Annotated in this window: 20 protein-coding genes; 1 reads left to right on the plus strand and 19 read right to left on the minus strand. The window is 37.3% G+C overall.

Going from position 1 to position 19828, the window contains the following annotated elements; all coding sequences use genetic code 11:
- Positions 1–117: 117 nt before the first annotated feature.
- The 5 genes from RRY75_RS00925 to RRY75_RS00945 all read right to left on the minus strand — a co-directional run bounded on the left by RRY75_RS00925 (position 118) and on the right by RRY75_RS00945 (position 6161).
- Positions 118–681, minus strand: a complete 564-nt coding sequence (locus RRY75_RS00925; protein ID WP_332490724.1) for a 4Fe-4S dicluster domain-containing protein — start codon at positions 679–681, stop codon at positions 118–120.
- A 6-nt stretch (positions 682–687) separates the two neighbouring features.
- The gene (locus RRY75_RS00930; protein WP_332490722.1) at positions 688–3366 is read right to left on the minus strand and encodes a molybdopterin-dependent oxidoreductase; all 2679 of its coding nucleotides are present in this window, start codon (positions 3364–3366) and stop codon (positions 688–690) included.
- 412 nt (positions 3367–3778) lie between these two features.
- On the minus strand, positions 3779–5647 hold the full coding sequence (locus RRY75_RS00935) for an aryl-sulfate sulfotransferase (protein ID WP_332490720.1): 1869 nt from the start codon (positions 5645–5647) through the stop codon (positions 3779–3781).
- 23 nt (positions 5648–5670) lie between these two features.
- The gene (locus tag RRY75_RS00940) at positions 5671–5844 is read right to left on the minus strand and encodes a hypothetical protein (protein WP_332715405.1); all 174 of its coding nucleotides are present in this window, start codon (positions 5842–5844) and stop codon (positions 5671–5673) included.
- Positions 5845–5855: 11 nt separating this feature from the next.
- Entirely contained in the window at positions 5856–6161 is a 306-nt protein-coding gene (locus RRY75_RS00945; RefSeq protein ID WP_332490716.1) for a hypothetical protein, read from the minus strand.
- A 239-nt stretch (positions 6162–6400) separates the two neighbouring features.
- Here RRY75_RS00945 and RRY75_RS00950 point away from each other — a divergent pair, with 239 nt between their 5' ends.
- Entirely contained in the window at positions 6401–7078 is a 678-nt protein-coding gene (locus RRY75_RS00950) for a Crp/Fnr family transcriptional regulator (RefSeq protein WP_332490715.1), read from the plus strand.
- A 123-nt stretch (positions 7079–7201) separates the two neighbouring features.
- Here RRY75_RS00950 and RRY75_RS00955 read toward each other — a convergent pair whose 3' ends face one another.
- The 14 genes from RRY75_RS00955 to rnpM all read right to left on the minus strand — a co-directional run bounded on the left by RRY75_RS00955 (position 7202) and on the right by rnpM (position 19826).
- Positions 7202–7696 (minus strand): hypothetical protein, encoded by a 495-nt coding sequence (locus RRY75_RS00955; RefSeq protein WP_332490713.1) that lies wholly within the window; start codon positions 7694–7696, stop codon positions 7202–7204.
- Positions 7697–7802: 106 nt separating this feature from the next.
- Positions 7803–9041 (minus strand): Gfo/Idh/MocA family protein, encoded by a 1239-nt coding sequence (locus tag RRY75_RS00960; protein ID WP_332490711.1) that lies wholly within the window; start codon positions 9039–9041, stop codon positions 7803–7805.
- 224 nt (positions 9042–9265) lie between these two features.
- Positions 9266–9889, minus strand: coding sequence for a GNAT family N-acetyltransferase (locus RRY75_RS00965; RefSeq protein WP_332490710.1), 624 nt, complete (start codon positions 9887–9889; stop codon positions 9266–9268).
- Positions 9890–9892: 3 nt separating this feature from the next.
- Positions 9893–10189 carry an AzlD domain-containing protein gene (locus RRY75_RS00970; protein ID WP_332490708.1) on the minus strand — a complete coding sequence of 99 codons (297 nt, stop codon included), beginning with the start codon at positions 10187–10189 and terminating at the stop codon, positions 9893–9895.
- Positions 10189–10896 (minus strand): AzlC family ABC transporter permease, encoded by a 708-nt coding sequence (locus RRY75_RS00975; protein WP_332528660.1) that lies wholly within the window; start codon positions 10894–10896, stop codon positions 10189–10191. Before RRY75_RS00975 ends, RRY75_RS00970 begins: the two co-directional genes overlap by 1 nt.
- 192 nt (positions 10897–11088) lie before the next feature.
- Entirely contained in the window at positions 11089–13215 is a 2127-nt protein-coding gene (locus tag RRY75_RS00980) for a polyribonucleotide nucleotidyltransferase (protein WP_332527146.1), read from the minus strand.
- A 221-nt stretch (positions 13216–13436) separates the two neighbouring features.
- A complete protein-coding gene (gene rpsO / locus RRY75_RS00985; RefSeq protein WP_332490703.1) occupies positions 13437–13700 on the minus strand; it encodes a 30S ribosomal protein S15 in 264 nt (87 codons plus the stop codon).
- A 119-nt stretch (positions 13701–13819) separates the two neighbouring features.
- The gene (locus RRY75_RS00990) at positions 13820–14749 is read right to left on the minus strand and encodes a bifunctional riboflavin kinase/FAD synthetase (protein WP_332490701.1); all 930 of its coding nucleotides are present in this window, start codon (positions 14747–14749) and stop codon (positions 13820–13822) included.
- A gap of 40 nt (positions 14750–14789) precedes the next feature.
- The gene (gene truB, locus RRY75_RS00995; RefSeq protein ID WP_332490699.1) at positions 14790–15680 is read right to left on the minus strand and encodes a tRNA pseudouridine(55) synthase TruB; all 891 of its coding nucleotides are present in this window, start codon (positions 15678–15680) and stop codon (positions 14790–14792) included.
- Between the two features lie 13 nt (positions 15681–15693).
- The gene (locus RRY75_RS01000) at positions 15694–16647 is read right to left on the minus strand and encodes a DHH family phosphoesterase (protein WP_332490697.1); all 954 of its coding nucleotides are present in this window, start codon (positions 16645–16647) and stop codon (positions 15694–15696) included.
- A gap of 1 nt (position 16648) precedes the next feature.
- The gene (gene rbfA / locus RRY75_RS01005) at positions 16649–17002 is read right to left on the minus strand and encodes a 30S ribosome-binding factor RbfA (RefSeq protein WP_332490696.1); all 354 of its coding nucleotides are present in this window, start codon (positions 17000–17002) and stop codon (positions 16649–16651) included.
- Between the two features lie 15 nt (positions 17003–17017).
- Positions 17018–19225, minus strand: a complete 2208-nt coding sequence (infB, locus tag RRY75_RS01010) for a translation initiation factor IF-2 (protein WP_332490694.1) — start codon at positions 19223–19225, stop codon at positions 17018–17020.
- 27 nt (positions 19226–19252) lie between these two features.
- A complete protein-coding gene (locus RRY75_RS01015) occupies positions 19253–19564 on the minus strand; it encodes a L7Ae/L30e/S12e/Gadd45 family ribosomal protein (protein ID WP_332490693.1) in 312 nt (103 codons plus the stop codon).
- Complete coding sequence (rnpM, locus tag RRY75_RS01020) at positions 19557–19826, minus strand: RNase P modulator RnpM (protein ID WP_332490691.1); 270 nt, start codon at positions 19824–19826, stop codon at positions 19557–19559. Before rnpM ends, RRY75_RS01015 begins: the two co-directional genes overlap by 8 nt.
- Positions 19827–19828: the final 2 nt, after the last annotated feature.

Here is a 19828-nt window from a genome sequence, read left to right on the forward strand (position 1 = left end):
GCCTTAATTGCGTATTCATTATAGCAAGGCTCATCATTTTATGTCAACTTTCCCTTTGCTTAATGAAGTAAAAGAGACTGGTAAGCCAGCCCCTTTTTACCCCTTTTCATCTAATACTTAGACGTGTTTTTCTGTAAAGTTTTCTTCTGTAGCCGCAGCTTTTGGCTTAATTGCAAGATTTGGTTTTGTTTCGTTACTTGGTAAAATTGGTAATTCATTCACTGGTTTTTCACCTTGGAAATCTTTCATTTCACCAAACTTTAAGCAACGCATCATACATGCATCTACACAAGCTGGATTTTTTCCTTCTTGTCTTTGTGCATAACAACTATCACATTTGCCCATTTTTTCAATGGATTTTACAAATTTAGGTGCTTTGTAAGGACATGCTTTACTACAGCTTAAGCAGCCTACGCAAAGTTCTTGATCTACAACAACTGCACCTTCTTCAGTTTTGTACATTGCACCTACTGGACATACTTCTACACAAGCTGGTTTGTCACAATGGTTACAGCTTGCAGAGTAGTGATAAAATCCTGGATTTGGAAACGCTCCTGCTTCGTATGTTTTTACTGTACGGAAGTTTACGCCTGTTTCTGTATTATTTCTATCTTTACATGCGATAAAACAAGCTTTACAGCCAACGCATGTTGTCATATCAAAATAAAATCCTTTTGCCATCTTCTATTATTCCTCCTCAGCAAATATTATACGTTGTGGCACTTCAATGTCTTTGGGAAGGGCTTCTTCGTATTTTTCAAAGTTACAAATACATGTGTTAAAGCCTGATACCCCAAGACCTGTTGAGTTACCGCCACAAAGAATGTTGTCAGAACCTGCTTTATCAATACCTGTTTTTTCATCAATGTCTGCCCATGTACCATGTGGTAAGCCAATAACACCTGGCATCATACGGTTTGTTACACAAGCTTGACGAAGTACTTGACCATGTTTACTTGAAACAAGAACTGTATCTCCATCTACAACCCCTTTATCTTTTGCATCTAAAGTTGCAAGGAATACTGGGTTTGGACAGGCTTCACGTAACCAAATATTGTTGTCAAAGATTGTATGAGAACGTCTTTGGTAGTGTGGGTTCATAACTTGGTATGGATAATCCCCTTTATCACCTTTTTCAAAGTCACTAAATGTATCTTTATAACCTTCTAATGCATCTACATATTTTGGAATAGGTGGTACATCACTGTATCCTTGTGAAGAAATAAGGTCACTTAAGTATTGTGAGTAAATTTCTAACTTCCCACTGTTACTCCAAAGTGGATTTTCTTCTGGACTTTCACGGAATTTATCGTAAGCGATGAAACCATATGGGTCTCCTTCGTAACGACGTACTTGGTAAATACCATCTTCTAAGAATTTCTTAAGTGGTACACGACCTGCATGAGGTGTTGCTTCATAGCCCCACTCTTTGATATCTTCTTCTGTCACTTCGATTAAGTCTTCAAATCCTGAACCATCTTCTTTAATCACTTGTGCTGTTACAAGTTGGTTAAAGAATTCTTGTCTTTGTGGCATCGTGTAAAGGTCATCTGGATTGATATCAAACTTCTTAGCAAGTTCTGAAATAATCCATGAATCATCTTTTGCTTCAAAGAGTGGTTCTATCACTTTAGAGAAGGCAATGATCATTTCACGGTTTATCCGTGTTGCGAACATTGGGTCTCTTTCCCATGTTGTTGTAACAGGTAATACGATATCGGCATATTTTGAATTTGTTGTTAAGAAGTGTGATTGACTCACTACAAACTCAACTTCTCTATGTGCACGAATACCTTCATTCATACCACTTCTTGTTTGAAGTGCTGCAACTTGTGCATGCCAAATCATTTGAATGTTAATTGGTTGCTTTGTTACTTTTTTAGTTAAGTCAATGCCTTCAATACCAGCTTTCCAGTTTGGATTGCCACAGATTCCGCTAAGTGCTGCTGTTGGTGTGTATTCTTTGTTAAGAATTGCACGCCAAAGTTCTGTATTGTTGATTGAAATTGGTGCATGCTTTTTGATACCTGCTGGTGCACCTGCTGAACCTGGATAAATAAGGCTTGGACCCATGTTTGCTGTATAGTTCCAACATGAAACCCCTGCAGTATGACCAGATTTACCATAGTGACCACCCATAGCTGCTACTGTCATGAAAAGCTGTGGAAGAGACTCTGAGTTATATGTACGTGCTGGTGACCAACCTGTAAGCATAGATACTTTATTGTCTTTGCCAAGTACTCTAGCAAGTTCAATGATATCTTCTACATTGGCACCACAAATTTGGGCTGCCCATTCTGGTGTTTTTGGTGTGTTGTCGTATTTACCAAGTACATAGTCTTTAAAGTTTTCATTAGTTCTTGCATCACTTGGCATAGTCTCTGCATCAAAACCTACTGTACAACGTTTTAAGAAGTCCCAGTCAATAAGTGGGTTCTTTTCACTATCTTCTGTAATCATTGTGTAAGCCAGTGCATGTAAAAGTGCTGCATCTGTACCTGGACGTACTGGAATCCATTTTGCATCTAAAATAGAAGCTGTATCTGTATAAATTGGGTCAATAACAATGAATTTAGCACCTGCTTTTTTCATTGCTAAGTAATGTTGTGTTGCATTTCCAAGTGCACTCCATGCTGGGTTTGCACCAAAGAGTACGATGTACTCTGAGTTTCTCATATCGAAACGGTCATTGATAATTTCTGAGAATTTACAGCCCTCACCTACACCGATTACAGATGAGTTCCACCAGCTTCCCCATGAACTTGTACCCCATTCTGTTGTGTAAGGACCCATTGCACCAAGTAAAGTTTTTCCTTCACCGTTTGCATAGATAGAAGTTGGGCCGTATTTGCCTTGGATTCTTTTGATTTCGCTAGCAACGATTTCAATCGCTTCTTCCCAGCTAATTCTTTCCCATTCATCTTGTCCACGAAGTGATTTGTCTCCACCTCCTGGTGCCCAATTTTTACGTTTCATTGGGTATTTTAAACGATCTGCTCCAAGTACTTGTTGTCTTTGTGAGCGACCACGAAGACAAGCTCTTTGTTGTGGGTAGTCCATGCTATCTTCGTGTGTATCGTCAGTTTTTTGTCTTACGACAATACCATCTACGATTAACGCTTTATTTAAGCATCTTCCTCCACAGTTGTGCCAACATGGTGCTGTTACCCATGTGCCACCTTCTTCTTTATTTTCAATTGGGCTATGTTCAAGATCATCAAATTTATCATCTGATTCAGTTACTTTGTTTGCACTACATCCAGCTAAAGATAAAGCTGAAACAGCTGCTGTCGCTACAACACTTCCTTTTAAGAAGTCACGACGTGTTACTGCACGGTTCATTAGTTTATCAAGAATTTTTGACATATTCTTGCCCCTTCCTTATGTGTATGACAAAATTCATTATAGCATAGACTTTGTCTTTTTTATGACACACTCAGAGGGTAAGTGTTACTTAGGTAACACTTACCTCTTTATTGTTACTTTTTAAACAAACTTTCTAGGTTATAAACTTTTTTTACACTGCCCATTTTATAAGCTTTTTTAGCTATCAATGTTTCAATAAAATTTATTAAAACTATAAAAGGCTTTAAGCCATCCATCCAACTATTCATGGACTTAAACCCACTTAAGGGGCTACTGATGGAAGACTACAGCAACTGAATGCACTAAAAATGCATTCTCCAATGCTATCAACCCAAAACCTAAAGGCAGTGACTTCAAATGAAGCCACTGCTTAGGTTTTTCGTGTTGCTATTTAATTTACTCTTTGTGTGCTTTAAAAGGTTACATGTACCCCTGTTTGGAACTTCTCGTCATCAATGACAACGGCTATGTTAAAGTCGCCTTTTACGCCTTCTTTCATCACGTTCATTTGTATTGTGCGTTTAAGCTCTGCTTGGAAGCTTGCAACACAGATGGCTGTGAAAGTTTTCTCAGTTGTTGGCACATAGTATTGGTAAGTTTTCTCTTCTCCTTCTAACAGAAGCATGACTAGTTGACCTTTTGCAAATTCTGCATTGAATACCAAACGATCAATCTCTTCTGTAAAATGTGCTTTATAGCTTTCTGGTACAAGGTTTCCTTCATCTTTAAGGTCTGGGATTTCTGTTAAGCATTCCTCTGTTACCCCAAGTGTTCCAAGAATTTCACCTTTACCTAATTCAAGATTTGTACCTCCATGGTAAAGTGGCATTTTTTCTGCACGGTAGTAATTACATGGCACTTGCATTTCAAACATGACTTGATCGTCTAAAATTTCTACAGTGATGGCGTTGCGTGTAATATTATCACTTTTTGATACTGCACTCTTCATAAGGTCTTCAGTTGGTTTCCCATCTTCCATAACAATCCCCCCTGAGTGTACAAGGTAATGTCCATCTGCATAGTACTCTACATTACAAATGTATGGAGAGAAGAATTCACCCCCACGCTCTTTACCATATTGCCATACTTGCTCAATAGTCCTGTTTTTTGTGTCAATTTTATAACGAACACCTCTTGAGTAGTTCTCACTATTTTTGATGTAGGCTTCTTTACGTTTGGCACGGTATTGACCATTATCAAAGCACATGACATCGCCTTCTGGTGTAATGAGGCATGCATGTTGTTCATATTGCCATTCAAAGTTCTCCCCTACTGGTGTAAAGAAGTATTTGTCTACTAATTCTTCTGGCCACCCTTCTGGATTTCCAAGAATCCAGTTCAGCTCACAGGTATCATAGTCCACATTGATGATTGCATCTTGATGTCTCCCTGAGAAGGAAAGGGAATTTGTCTTTTTGTCGTACCATACTGCATTGTTGTGGAACCAGTCATGTGCTGTCCAGCTTCCTGACTTACCTACTTCTTGTGAAAGCACACTTTGAATATCCCATTTTTTAATAATTTCTCCCGTATTACGATTTACAAGTACACAAAGGTCTTCAATAGTCCCTCTTGTGAAATCTTGTGTTAAGATCATAATATTCCCATCTTCCATTTCAAGTTGGTCATGGTGATACCCCCCTGGCAAACGGAATTCTTTGTACATTTTCCCTGCCATATCCATTTCTACAACCCCTGTAGTTGTATAAGGTTTTTCTAAGAAGCGTTGAGATCCAATAAGGAAGTGTCCATTTTGAATACGTTTAATATCAAATACAAAAGTATCTGCAAGGTACCAACGGCATTCCCCTTGATAATCATACGCTGCACAGTATGCTTTGCCTGTTGGGCTTACAAACATTAAATTGTCTTCCATATAGGCACTTGTTGTTTCTATTTTAGTAGGTTGCACTGCCATTGGATGTAGTGGGCTGGTTTCAATTTGGAAAGTATGTACTTCCCCTGTAGAAAGGCTTAATTCTACTGTATTATTGTATCCGCCATAAAGCCCAAGAACTGGCAAAATATGTGTTGTTGCTACTGGGTAAGTATGGCTGATGGTCCCTGCTGCTTCCTTCCCTTTTACAGCTACAGTTACAGCTACAGGTTCTTCTGTCTTAAATAGAACGACTGCGGCTAACGGAACTACATGATACGGATTTAATTTCACATAAGGCTGGTCATATGTGTATTTACCTGTCTCAAGTTCGGTAAGCATTGCTTGCTCATTTTCAAATTGTACATCAATAAGGTGTTGGATTTTTTTCATTTCAACTGACATTTTATTCTCTCCTTTATTCTCTGCTATTTAAATAATTTTTGTTTCACATTCATAGGCGGTAACTTTTCTTTTTCAAACATTTCCGTACGAACAGCTTTAAGTAATGTTACATCTGGACGATAAATGTATTTTAATACAAATACCAATCCAATAATTAAGGTCATTCCAAGTACAAGAGATACACCAAGATAAGTCATCTGATTGATGGCTATGCCAGAAATAGCTTCAAAGTGGCATACTTATCACCTGGTTTATAGCCAATTTCTTTAAATAAACCATAGAGAATCGGCCAGAATAAGAAGATCGCTGTATCTGTAGAAGTTAAAATATAAACACCTAAGAAAATTCCCAGTACCTTCATGCCCATCGGTGTAATAGGTTCAATAGGTACTAAATAGCCCATTCCAAACATAAGAAGTAGTCCAATACTACAATGTACTAAATATTTCACATTGATTTTACTTGAGGTCTTGACTTCAACACCCTTCATTTCTATCACTGCTTCATTTGACATATGATTCACTTCCTTTCTATTTGTTAAAAGAATATCATATCCAATTTTAAACACCACTAGTCTACGCTAACATTTTAAAATTTTTCAACAAAAATATATTAAAATACCTATATTTATATTATAATTTGAATAATAGCTACGATGTACACTTAACCTCTTCTAGTACATTATACTTTATCCAAACCTAGGCTACTTTTTGGATTGTTAATTTATTTACAACTTTTAACAGGAGGTATACGATGAATCAACTAGACGATCAACATTTCAAACTACTTTGCCAAGCTGGCACCCTTGAACATTTTCCTAAAGGTCATATTTTTTATGATGGCTATGAAAATCACGAATCCATTTACTGCCTCTTCGAGGGTCTATGTGCCTTAATGAGTCTAAAGGATTCAGGCAAAGAACATATTTATCACTATATCAAGGCTGGTAGTATTATCGGTTTTATTCCTGCCTTCTTAGCATACACAAATACAGAAGATACCTCTTCAGAAGCTTACTTCTTAATTAAAGCTAAAAGTGACTGTCAAGTCTTTCGTCTAGATAAGACTCTCTTTTTTGAGCTCATGCAAGCTCATCCCCAACTTTTAGAATTTGTTATGCTCTCTATGGCTAATATTTCACGTGACTTGCTCAAGCATTTTTATACTGCACAAGAAAGTAATGCTGCTTCAAAAATAGCCTTTACACTCCTGTCTTTAGCAGAGGCACATGAGGATTGTCGTATCCTACATAAAGAATTTAACTATCATGAGCTTTCAAAGTATTTGGGTATTCATCATGTCACCGTTACCCGTATCATGGGGTGTTTAAAAGATGAGGGTATTATCGTAAAAGTAGGGCACTCTATAAAAATTATTAATCAAGAAGCTTTAATGGACTATGCTCAAAGCAAGAAACTTTTACAATACTAAGACGTAAATCACATATTTTCTCATACTACTTATTATTCAAAGACATAAAAAGCGATAAGACTAACTATTTTCTTAGTCTTATCGCTTTTTTTTATACCGCTTGATCTATTTATTCTATTTTTACTATTTAATACTTTGTATAATGTCAATCATATCTGTAGGACTTAATCCCATAGTACTGGTAAGTGAGTAGCTGTAAGTACCATCTGACCAAGTTGCAACATAGATAGCCTCTAATGTTCCTTTTAAAAGTACATCACCTTCTTGTTCCTCTAAGCTTGCTTCGAGTTTAATAGGATACACATTATAGTCTCCACTTATATCCTCTTCCCCTTCACCCATCCGATAGGTTAAGGTATCAGCTTCGCTTGTATAGATGATTTCTGCGATTTTGCCCTCAATAACTGCCAATCTCTGACGTTCATAGCCTTCTATTCGTGTTGGAATCTTCAGTCCAAAGGGTGCAACACTTTTAAGCTGGTCAAGTGTTTGGACTTTTTTAATAGAGTTGGGCATACTTGTTCTACGCTCACCAACGTCCTCTCTCGATAGACTTTTTTTTGTTAAAAAGAATCCACCAAGTAAAGCAGATACGAGTAAGGCTTTCCCATTTTCCATAGAGTCCCTCCATTTTCTTTTGTCACCATCATTTTATTCCTGGCGCGTGTGTTAGGAGGCTTAGTTTTTTATTAAAATTTAAAGTCTGTATAAACTTTGTAACTTATTACTCAAATAGCATGGTTTTACCTGTTACACGAGACGCTTCTGCTGCAAAAGCTAATACGTGGCTTGCTACAGAAATTTGAATATCTGTGAGTTCTGTAGAGCGTTCACCTGTAGCAATGAGGCGGACAAAGTCACGCATGAGTCCTGTATCACCCCCACCATGTCCATTAACCACTGCGGATGGGTAAATAATATCTGTTTGCCCCGTGATAAAGTCATGAATTTCAATTTGTGGTTTGTTATCAAAAATGGCACGAAGCTCTCCTTGTGTTCCCATAATCTTAAGGGTACGTGTGAAGTCCTTTGTAAAGGCACACATGGTAAGAGATACCGTTACACCATTTTCAAAGTTTAGTGTAACAATTTGGTGATCAACTACATCATTGTCTGAATGGAATACACAACGTCCATAATCATTTTCTTTTAAAGCTGCTAAGACTTTTTCTGAGTTATTAGGTTCCATGCAGAAAGCACTTGCGCCCCACTTCTTCTCTGTCACATAAACTGTCGGTGCATCATATGGACACGTTGCACTATGAGGGCATCCATCTTGACAGCGCATTGTCGCCCCTTCTGGTGCATTTTTTGCTTTAAAGTAAGTTAACTCTCCAAATGAAGATACCTTTGTACAGCGACTTCCTATAAGCCATTGAATGATATCTAAATCATGGCAACATTTTGCTAAAATCATAGGTGTACTCGTCTTGCTGTTTCCCCAATTCCCGCGAACAAAACTATGAGAATAATGGATGTGATTAACATTTTCATTATGATTCATCGCTACAACTTGCCCAATACGCCCTCCATCTAAAAGCTTCTTAATCGTTTTAAATAACGTGGTATAGCGAAGCACATGGCATACAACGACATGTAAGTCTTTTTCAGTGGCTTTATCGGCAATAGCTACACATTCCTCTTCTGTCGGTGCGATAGGTTTTTCTAAAAGTAAGTGATACCCTTGTTCTAAAGCCATCATGGCAGGTTCAAAGTGCATTTGATCTTGCGTACAAATCATAGCTGCATCTGCAAACTTAGGTAACTCTAAAATTTGCTCCCAAGACTCAAAACAGTGTGCCTCATCAATTTGATATTTTTCTTTTAAGAACTCGCGACGTTCTTTGATGGGCTCTGCAACCCCTACAATTTTAAATTCATGAGGATGACTTACCGCGTAAGGCGCATAAGCAAATCCTCCTCTTAAGCCACCCCCGACAATAATAGCAGTTACTTGTCTCATTAGTTTTCTCCTTAATAATAACGTTAGTTTAAATTTTTACTTAAATATATTTATAATTTAATCTTTTACATTAAAATACCATAAATAATAGTCTTTTACAAATATTTTTTCTCTTATTATAAATTTTTCTTTGCCTCTCCTCTTACATACCCTATTCCCTTTAGGACTATCCCCTCAGTCACAGCCTAGTGAACAAAAAAAAGAGATACCTAAGGTATCTCTTTTCAACGTCTTATCATACAGTATTGCACCATATGCTCATAATTAATTTCTTCTACAGTTTCAAACTGAAAATGTCTATATAGATTAATATTATCCGCATTTTGTGTTTCTAATGTAAGTGGTAAGTTTCTATTCTTTGCCTCTTGAATGGCATAGTCTACAAGGATTTTTGCTTTACCCAGTCCACGGTATTCTCTTTGGACAGCTAATAAATCCAGATGGATATAGTCTCCTTCTACTTTTTGATGAATCCACTCCGAAGACATATGTCGAACAGTCTTTAACATGCGACAAATATCATCTACTTTAACAAATCTCAAAAAATCTGTTAATTTACAAGTCGCATAAAATAGGTCTCTATAATAGACTGACCTACTTGTAAAACGTTCTTCATAATAAATGTAGGCAATAGCCGTCATATCTTCTGAGGTTGTCACTAACTCTCCATATTTACCAAATATATCTAAATACAATTTAAAAAAGACTTCTAAAGCCTCTAATCTTGTTTCATCATTTGGAAAGATATAAACATAAAGCGGATCATCATAAAATGCATCTGCAAATAAATGTGCAATGCGTTTTCTAGTTAAGTTGTTTTGTTTAATCCTAATTAAAATAATATTCACCTTCTAAAATAGATTCATAATATAGACTGCACTAACGGCCACAATCGACACTTGAAGTAAACTTCCACCCAAAAAGGCAAGGCCTATGCTTATCCCTGCACCTACTATACCACTTAATAAGCTTCCTGTCGAACTAAAAATAGCTGGAAATGTCATGGCAGCTAATACGGTATAGGGCACATAGTATAAAAAGGATTGCAGAAATTTGGACTGTATTTTCTTTTTCATTAAGATAAGAGGGATCGCTCTTGGTAAATAGGTTACAAGAGCCATGACCCCTATTGCCAATAATATGTACATTATGTAAAATCCTCCTCTTTAATTGGAAATAACCATGCACTTGCACTACTACCTAGTAATGTAATAATAATAATTTTCCAACCCTCTGTTAAATTGCGTAAAAACGGTACAAAATGTAAACTGATACTGATTAAAATTGTAAACAGCACCACAATTCGTACAGCCTTAACTTTTTTCATCCCAGGTATAATGAGGGCGATAAACATAGCATATAAGGCAATACCCATAGCCTGTTGGAGACTAAAGGGTAAAAGTGAAGAAGCATATGCACCACAAAAGGTTCCTAGAATCCATCCTATATACGGTCCTACAATAATCCCTAACATATGTAGAAAAGGAATCTCTTTCTTTTCCAATGAAGCAAGTGCAAAGGTCTCATCAGTAATTCCAAATGCTAAGATTAATTTTTTAACTAAGCTCATTGATTCAAGCTTTTGACTAATAGCTAAGGACATGAGCATATAACGTATGTTAATCACAAAGGTTGTTACCGCAATCTCCAATAGTGGACCACCCACTAGCATCAGCTGGGTTCCTGCAAATTGGCCTGCTGATGTAAAATTGGTTAAGGATATAAAGGCTGCTGTTAAAGGGCCTACTCCCCCTGAAGCTGCCATAATCCCAAAAGTAAAAGCGACAGGGAAATAACCTAGTGCAATAGGCATAGCCTTCCTAAGTCCTGAATTAAAAATCTCTTTCTTATCCATTTTTCATACTCCCCAACATAATCTCAGGTTCTTCTTCTGTAAACATTATGTATAAAATGAAAACTGCCTGTAGTCTATTATAGATAATAGGGCTGTCGTAAGTTCGCCTCATAAGACGTACTTTTTACAACAGCCCTATATTGTATAACTATCCTAACTTTATGCTATAACCCTAAAGTTTATGCACAAAATTTATTCTGTAACAGTTTCTTCACGTTTTGCTTTTTCAAGTAAAACTTTTCTTGAAAGGTTCACACGACCTTGTTTATCAATTTCCATAACTTTAACTTGGATCATATCCCCTACTGCTACCACATCTTCCACCTTCTCTACACGTTCATGTGCAAGTTGGGAAATGTGTACTAAACCTTCTTTACCTGGTAACATTTCTACGAAAGCACCGAAGTTCATAAGTCTCACAACTTTAGCATTGTATACTTCTCCCACTTCGATATCTTTAGCAATACCTTGAATAATTTCAATTGCACGTGCTGTTTTATCTGGATCTGTTCCACAGATGAACACACGTCCATCATCTTCAATATCAATTTTAACACCTGTTTCATCAATGATTTTGTTAATCATTTTACCTTTTGGTCCAATAACCTCACTGATTTTTTCAGGATTAATTGTGATTTGAATAATTTGTGGTGCATAGGGTGAAAGTTCTTCACGTGGTGCAACAATAGCTGGCGCCATAATTTCATCTAAGATGTAAAGACGTGCTTTTTTTGTTTGCTCGAAAGCTTGACGAATAATTTCTGGTGTTAACCCTTGGATTTTCATATCCATTTGGATTGCTGTAATCCCTTTATGTGTGCCACCCACTTTAAAGTCCATGTCGCCGAAGAAGTCTTCTAAGCCTTGGATATCAGTAAGCATAACGAAATCATCATCTGTATCTCCTGTTACAAGACCTACTGAAATCCCTGCAACTGCTGATTTAAGTGGTACACCTGCTGCCATAAGAGAAAGTGAAGATGCACAAATACTTCCTTGTGAAGTTGATCCGTTTGAGCTTAATACTTCTGAAACAGTACGGATTGCATATGGGAATTCATGCTCTGATGGTAATACTGGTAAAAGTGCACGTTCTGCAAGGGCACCATGTCCAATTTCACGACGGCCTGGTGCACGTGGTGATCTTGCTTCCCCTACTGAATAAGGTGGGAAGTTGTAGTGGTGCATGTAACGTTTAGATACTTCTAATTCATCTAAACCATCTAAAGTTTGTGTATCTGCTAAAGGTCCTAATGTTGTAAGTGTTAATACTTGTGTTTGACCTCTTGTAAACATCCCTGAACCATGTACACGTGGTACTAAATCGATTTCAGCTGTAAGTGTACGGATTTCATCAAGTGCACGACCATCTGGACGTTTGTGCTGTTTTAAAATCATACGACGTACTGTTTTCTTTTCAAAGTTGTAGAAAGCTTCGCCTAAGTATGCAAGCGCTTCTTCTTTGCCTTGTGCAGTAAGTTTTTCAATCACTTCGTCTTTTAATACTTTAAGTTGTGCTTCACGTACTTGTTTGTCATCAGTGAAAACCGCAGTTTCCATACGTTCATCACCTATTACAGCGATAATTTCTTTTTGAATCTCTTCTGGTACTGTAGTTGTTGTATAACTTTCTTTCTTAGCTTTACCACAGTCTGCTTTTACTTCATTAATGAAAGTAACGATTTCTTGATTCACTGCGTGTGCTTTCATAATGGCTTCAAACATTACATGATCAGCTACTTCATTAGCACCAGCTTCAATCATCATCACTTTTTGACTTGTTGAAGAAACGGTTAAGGCTAAATCACTTACTTCTCTTTGTGCAGAAGTTGGGTTGATGATGAGTTCACCATCTACTAAGCCTACTTGTACAGACCCTACTGGACCTGCAAATGGAATATCTGAAATGTCTACTACAAGTGATGCAGCAATCATTGCTGTAACTTCTGGGCTACAGTCTTGGTCTACAGACATAACTGTTGTTGTAAGTACAACATCATTGCGGTAGTCTTTTGGGAAAAGTGGACGCATAGGACGGTCAATAACACGTGATGTAAGAATCGCACGCTCTGAAGGACGTCCCTCACGTTTAATATATCCACCTGGGATTCGCCCTACTGCATAGAATTTTTCTTCATAGTTTACACTAAGAGGGAAAAAGTCAATCCCCTCTTTTGGTTCTTCACTGGCTACAACAGTTGCAAGAATAGTTGTTTCACCATAACTTACTAAAGCACTTCCATTAGCAAGGCCAGCCATTTTACCGATTTCCACTTTAAGTGGTCTACCTGCTAGTATAGTTGAATAATTTTTTATCATAACAATACCCCTTTCGATTGTTACGAGGCATTTCACATCGCTTGCGCAATCTTATAAATGCTTAGCTCTTATTTGCATAGATCCTTGCAGACTGTAAAACAGCTTATAGGCTTTCATATATAGCATCCCCTAAGAACTTGTAACATTGCACAATAAGTATGTGTACGCCTCGTCTATATTACAAAAAGGGCGGAAACCTCCGCCCTGTCCTGTCAAAGTTATTATTTTCTGATTCCTAATTCTTTGATGATTGCACGGTATCTTTCGATGTCGTTTCTTACTAAGTAATCTAAAAGACCTCTTCTTTTACCAATCATTAAGAATAAACCACGACGTGAGTGGTGATCTTTTTTGTGTGTACGTAAGTGATCTGTTAAGTGATTGATTCTTTCTGTAAGAAGCGCGATTTGAACTTCTGGAGAACCAGTATCGTTAGCAGTTCTTGCGTGTTTTTGCATAATTTCTTGTTTTAATTCTTTAGTCATTTTGACTTCCTCCTAAGATTGTAAGTGTTCCGTTTACTAAGATAAAGGTCGGAGTGTCCAAAATCTGAGTAACGGTCTAAATCCTTAATTAGTATAGCATACAGGCTGTACGTTGTAAACTACTTCTGCATGTTCCTTAAAAATATTCTTACTTGTTCAGTATCAGTAGCTATCTGGCGTGAAAGGGCTTCAATATTTTCAAACTTTCTTTCTGCACGAATAAATCGGTGGAAGGAAACTTCTATTTCCGCTCCGTACAAATCCCCTTCAAAATCCATAAGATGGGTCTCTATCATTTTCATACTCCCACCTACTGTTGGGTTATACCCTACATTAGTTATACCCATATATTGATGATTATATACTTTTACTGTTGTTGCATAGACACCATTGGGCGGATGAATACGGTCAGGGTCTGCAATCATGTTTAAAGTTGGAAAACCTATCGTACGTCCAATCTTTCTACCATGAACCACTGTACCTACTACTGTATAAGGATGTCCCAAAAGTTCCTTGGATTCTTCCATCTTTCCTTCACTAATGAGCCTTCTAATATGGGTACTTGAAATCACTTCCCCTTCTATTTTAACAGTATCCACTACAATAATTTCTACATCATACTTTTCACCTAATGCACGCATACAAGCCACATTTCCAGTTTTTCCTTTACCAAAGAAATAATTGCTGCCAATCACAATGGCATGAACATGAAGCTTATCTAACAGTACTTCTTTAAAAAACTGTTCTGGACTGATTGATGCAAACGCGTTATTAAAAGGATACTCGATAAATACATCCATTCCTTCTTCTTTAATCCTATGTTTGCGGTCTTGTCTAGACATAACAAGAGGCTTAGGTTGATTTCCTAATACCCATGTAGGATGTGGATAAAAGGAAAGTGCAACAGCTAAAAGATGTTTTTCTTTAGCTAATCTTTTAGCTTCTTGCAAAAGTTTTTGATGACCTTTATGTACACCATCAAAGTTTCCTAATACAACCACACTTTCTTTTTCAAGTTCTAGTGTTGTTTCCCCACACTTGTATTGCACAGTCCCACCTCCTTTTAGCACAAAGTGTGCTATAAAATCATTACATAAAGTTTCTTTCCATCGTAAGTTGTTGTTTCTGTTTGTCTATTGTATATAGTCCGATAAACTTCTCGGCTTCATCGTAAACACGTACAAAAGCTACATCCTCTTCTGGTAAGGTATGCACTGCTTCAAAACGTACTGGATTGCCATTATAAAGTATTTTGTTATATGCTTCTTTAATCGTGACAGCTGGATACGTTTTAAACAGCTCTTCTATCGTATGCACATAAGGCGTTATAATCTCCTTATAAGCTTCTAATTCCTTAAGGGTTATACTTTTGGAAAGTTCAAAATGCCCTACTCTTGTACGGAGCAAAGATTCCATATAAGCACCGCAGCCAAGCTTTCTTCCAATATCTGTGCAAAGGGTACGAATATAAGTTCCTTTAGAGCAGTCAACACGTATTTTAAAGGATGTTTCATCAATCCATTCTAAAAGTTCACATCCTAAAATAGTCACTTCTCGACTTGGACGATCTACTACAATACCTTTACGAGCTAATTCATAAAGGCGTACACCATTCACTTTAATGGCAGAGTACATGGGTGGAATTTGGGTATATGCCCCTTCAAAGCTCTTTACCACTTCTAGTACTTGCTCTGGTGTTACATTCACAGGAAAAGTCTCTAAAATCTCACCCGATGCATCTTCCGTTGTGGTATATGCCCCAAGACGTACAACAGCTTCATAGCATTTATCTGCATCCGTTAAATAAGGCACAACCTTAGTTGCTTTTCCAATGCAAAGAGGGAGTACCCCTTCTGCATCAGGGTCTAATGTTCCAGTATGCCCTATTTTACGCTCACGTAAAATACCACGTGCTTTGGCTACTACATCATGAGAAGTAAAGCCCTTTTCTTTATAAATATTAATGATACCACTTAGCATAAACATCCTCTTTCTAGCTGTTTATCAATTCTTTCATTTTATCTTTAACTTGCTCAGTTACTTTGTCCAGTGTTCCAGTTAAAGTGGCTCCTGCCGCTAAAACATGTCCCCCACCACCCAATTGACTACAAAAGTTTGCCACATCATAAGGTGGGTTCGCACGCATGCTTAGCTTATAGTTGTTCTCACCTTTAGGGTAAATAAAAGCTATTACCTCTACCCCTTCAATGTTTTTCAAATAGCTTACAACACCATCTAAGTCCTCTTTAGTCGCTCCACTGGCTTCAAATTCTTCTAAGCTCAACGTTGCTAAATATAATTCTTGTTCATGGACACTTTGCAAATGGCTTACTGCCATACCTTGCAACTTAATGGTCGCTAGCGATTTTTCATGAATCAACTTACGATACAACGTCGATGCATCAAAATCTAGTGCCATTAACTTAGCGGCTGCTAAATGCGTGCTTGGTGCAGTACAATTATGCATAAATCCACCCGTGTCTGTTACAAGACCAGTGTAAAGAGCTTGTGCAAGTGCTATATTAAGTGGCACTGCTAATACCTCTACAAGTTGATAAATTATTTCACAAGTTGATGATGCTTCTTTTTGCACATGATTATAGCTACCATAAAGAGTATTAGTCGTATGATGGTCTATATTAATCGTTACACGTGCAGCTTTAAAGTAAGTGTCATACCCTACTAGTCGGTCTACATCCCCACAGTCTAACGCAATAAATGTATCCGCTGGTTCTTCTAAACATATTGCCCAATTACAAGTTTCTAATAAGTACTCAAACTTTCTAACGGGTTCTTCTAAAAGAATGGTATAGCGCTTACCAAGTAAAGCACAAATTTGCCCCATAGCCACCATAGCCCCGATGGCATCACCATCGGGGTTTATATGTGCACTTATGGTGAGATGGGTGGCCGTATTAATCGCTTCGATAATTTGACCAAATTTCATCTTAGTTATGACCCTTTACAGCTTCTTCAATCAGCTTAGACATTTTCATACCATAAGCAATTGTCTCATCTAATTTAAAAATAAGCTGTGGGGTAGCACGTAAATTAATACGTCTTGCAATTTCTTTACGAAGGAATCCTCCCGCTGCTGTAAGTCCAGCGATGGCTTCTTCTTTCTTATCTTCTTGTAATACACTAATAAACACTTTAGCATATTTCAAGTCATTCGTTGTTTCTACATCCATAACAGAAACCATAGCTCCAGATACACGAGGATCTTTAATTTCTGTACGTACAAGTTCTGAAAGTTCTTTGCGAATTGCTTCGTTTATCTTGATGATACGTTGACTAGCCATTTATCTATACACTTCCTATCTTGGGATCTCTTCCATGATGAAGGCTTCAGCAATGTCACCTTCTTTAATATCATTGAAGCGTTCAAACATAAGACCACATTCGTAATTTGTATTTACTTCTTTTACGTCATCTTTGAAACGTTTAAGAGATGCAAGCTTACCTTCATATACAACAATACTGTCACGAACGATACGGATACCACTATGGCGCGCTACTTTACCATCTAATACATAACCACCTGCAACTGTACCTACTCCAGATACTTTGAAAGTTTGACGAATTTCAATGTGTCCTGTTACTTTTTCAACGAATTCTGGGTCTAACATACCTTTCATCGCAGCTTTAATATCTTCAATGGCATTGTAGATAACGCGGTATAGACGAATATCAATTTCTTCACGGTCTGCTATTGCTTTTGTTGCAGTATCAGGTCTTACATTGAAACCGATAATGATAGCACCTGATGCAGATGCAAGCATTAAGTCAGACTCTGTGATCGCACCTACTGCACCATGGATGATGCGAATACGTACATCTTCATTTGAAAGACGTTCTAAACTTTGTTTAACCGCTTCTACAGAACCTTGTACGTCTGCTTTAACGATTATGTTAAGCTCTTTCATTTGACCTTCTTGAATTTGGTTGTAAAGATCATCTAAAGATACTTTTTGTTGTGATTGGCCAAGAATTTGTAATCTGCCTTGTGCTTTTACTTTATCAGCAGCTTGACGAGCTTGTTTGTCACTATTTGCCACGTAGAACATATCCCCAGCAATTGGCACTTCTGAAAGACCTAAAATTTCTACTGGTGTAGATGGACCTGCTTTTTTCACTTGACGGCCTTTATCATCTACCATCGCACGGATACGGCCATAAGCAGTACCTGCTACAATTGGATCTCCTACTTTAAGCATACCACGTTGTACAAGTACAGTTGCAACTGGTCCACGGCCTTTATCAAGTTGAGCTTCAATGATAGTACCACGTGCTTTACAGTTAGGATTTGCTTTATAGTTGTTCATTTCTGCAACTAAAAGAACCATTTCAAGTAAGTTTTCTAAACCTTCACCTTTAAGTGCTGATACAGGTACACAAATTGTTTCCCCACCCCAGTCTTCTACTAAAAGACCTTGATCAGCTAACTCTTGTTTAACACGGTCCGGATTCGCACCTGGTTTATCCATTTTGTTAACTGCTACAATGATTTCGATGCCTGCAGCACGTGCATGGTTAATCGCTTCAATTGTTTGAGGCATAACCCCATCATCCGCTGCTACTACTAAAATAGCGATATCTGTTACTTGAGCACCACGCATACGCATTGCTGTGAAAGCCTCATGTCCTGGTGTATCAAGGAAAGTGATCTTTTTGCCATTTAATGTAACTGTTGAAGCACCAATATGTTGTGTAATACCACCAGCTTCTCTTGTTGTTACATGTGTTGAACGAATTGCATCAAGAAGTGATGTTTTACCATGGTCAACGTGTCCCATTACTACCACAACTGGAGATCTTGATTCTAACTCTTCTTCTCTATCTTCAACTTCTTTGAAGATTTCTTCAAGTAAGTCTTTTTCTTCTTCTTGTTCAACGATGATATCGAATTCTTCAGCTACTTGAGCAGCCATTTCAAAATCAATTTCTTGGTTGATTGTAGCCATTGTACCTTTTTTCATAAGGTGTTTGATAATCTCAATTGCTGGCATATCTAATTTTTCTGCAAAATCACGAATACTAATACTTGCAGGGATTTCAATTACTTTAATTTCATCATTTACATTTTTTGTGTTTTCATTGTCAAATTTTTGTTGTCCCATATTTCCTGCCTTTTCTACCTTTTTATTTTTATTTTTCTTCTTATTCTTGCCTTTAGTAGATTTCACTTGATGTGTTAAATCAGGTCTACTATACGTTTTATTGGTTTGTGGGGTTGTTTGCTGCTTAGATGGTGATGTTGGCATGTTTTCTTGTATTGTTTCAACTTTTTTAGCCGTTTCAAGTTTAGATAATGTAGGTGTAGGTAGCTTAATGACTTTGTTAACATCAACTTCTTTATCTTTAGTTTCTTGCTTGTAGTATTCCATGATTAGATTCACTTCATTCTCTTGCAAAGAACTCATATGGCTATGTACATCAAAACCATATTGTTTTAATTGATCAAGGATTTCCTTTGTACTCTTGTTAAGTTGTTTCGCAATTTCATAGACTCTCACTTTTGACATGAATCCACCTCCATAAACAATTACGTTTTATCCATCACTTTTTATCATGTCAGTTATCTTCTCCGCCAATTTTTCGTCTTTTATTCCAATAACCACTCGGGTTTCTTTTCCAAGCATTCTACCTAGTTCATTACGATCGCCCCATACAAAATAGGGAATCGCACGATAGCTACATTTGTCACTAAATAATTTTAGCGTATTTTTTGAAGCATCTTCTGTTACAATAACCAGCTTAACTTGTTCACTCATTACCGCTTGCTTCACTGCAAACTCACCTGATATAAGCTGTCTTGCTTTTTGACACAGACCAATTAATTGATAAATTCTTTGATTATTCATTTGCTTCAAACTCACTTTTTAGTTGATTATAAATTTGCTTATCAACGCTCATTTTATAAGAGCGTTCAAGCCCTTTATTTTTCTCAGCTTGGGTGAGACAATTGATGTTTTTACAGATGTATGCCCCTCTTCCTGGCTTTTTACCTGTAAAATCAAGTGAAAAGTTTCCTTCACTGTCTCTGACAATACGTATCATTTCACGTTTATCTTTCATTTCACCGCAACCTGTGCACTTACGTAAAGGAATTTTTTTCGCTTTCATCA

The sequence above is a fragment of the Niameybacter sp. genome (assembly GCF_036655075.1).
GTDB lineage: Bacteria > Bacillota > Clostridia > Lachnospirales > Cellulosilyticaceae > Holtiella.

Coding starts and splice junctions, on each gene's coding strand:
- RRY75_RS00955 (WP_332490713.1), bottom strand. CDS start 7,696: ATGGAAAATGGGAAAGCCTTACTCGTATCTGCTTTACTTGGTGGATTC.
- RRY75_RS00935 (WP_332490720.1), bottom strand. CDS start 5,647: ATGTCAGTTGAAATGAAAAAAATCCAACACCTTATTGATGTACAATTT.
- RRY75_RS00945 (WP_332490716.1), bottom strand. CDS start 6,161: ATGTCAAATGAAGCAGTGATAGAAATGAAGGGTGTTGAAGTCAAGACC.
- RRY75_RS00975 (WP_332528660.1), bottom strand. CDS start 10,896: ATGGATAAGAAAGAGATTTTTAATTCAGGACTTAGGAAGGCTATGCCT.
- rpsO (WP_332490703.1), bottom strand. CDS start 13,700: ATGACTAAAGAATTAAAACAAGAAATTATGCAAAAACACGCAAGAACT.
- RRY75_RS00925 (WP_332490724.1), bottom strand. CDS start 681: ATGGCAAAAGGATTTTATTTTGATATGACAACATGCGTTGGCTGTAAA.
- rbfA (WP_332490696.1), bottom strand. CDS start 17,002: ATGGCTAGTCAACGTATCATCAAGATAAACGAAGCAATTCGCAAAGAA.
- rnpM (WP_332490691.1), bottom strand. CDS start 19,826: ATGAAAGCGAAAAAAATTCCTTTACGTAAGTGCACAGGTTGCGGTGAA.
- RRY75_RS00930 (WP_332490722.1), bottom strand. CDS start 3,366: ATGTCAAAAATTCTTGATAAACTAATGAACCGTGCAGTAACACGTCGT.
- RRY75_RS01000 (WP_332490697.1), bottom strand. CDS start 16,647: ATGAAATTTGGTCAAATTATCGAAGCGATTAATACGGCCACCCATCTC.
- RRY75_RS00960 (WP_332490711.1), bottom strand. CDS start 9,041: ATGAGACAAGTAACTGCTATTATTGTCGGGGGTGGCTTAAGAGGAGGA.
- RRY75_RS00950 (WP_332490715.1), top strand. CDS start 6,401: ATGAATCAACTAGACGATCAACATTTCAAACTACTTTGCCAAGCTGGC.
- RRY75_RS00980 (WP_332527146.1), bottom strand. CDS start 13,215: ATGATAAAAAATTATTCAACTATACTAGCAGGTAGACCACTTAAAGTG.
- RRY75_RS01015 (WP_332490693.1), bottom strand. CDS start 19,564: ATGAATAATCAAAGAATTTATCAATTAATTGGTCTGTGTCAAAAAGCA.
- infB (WP_332490694.1), bottom strand. CDS start 19,225: ATGTCAAAAGTGAGAGTCTATGAAATTGCGAAACAACTTAACAAGAGT.
- RRY75_RS00970 (WP_332490708.1), bottom strand. CDS start 10,189: ATGTACATATTATTGGCAATAGGGGTCATGGCTCTTGTAACCTATTTA.
- RRY75_RS00940 (WP_332715405.1), bottom strand. CDS start 5,844: ATGACTTATCTTGGTGTATCTCTTGTACTTGGAATGACCTTAATTATT.
- truB (WP_332490699.1), bottom strand. CDS start 15,680: ATGCTAAGTGGTATCATTAATATTTATAAAGAAAAGGGCTTTACTTCT.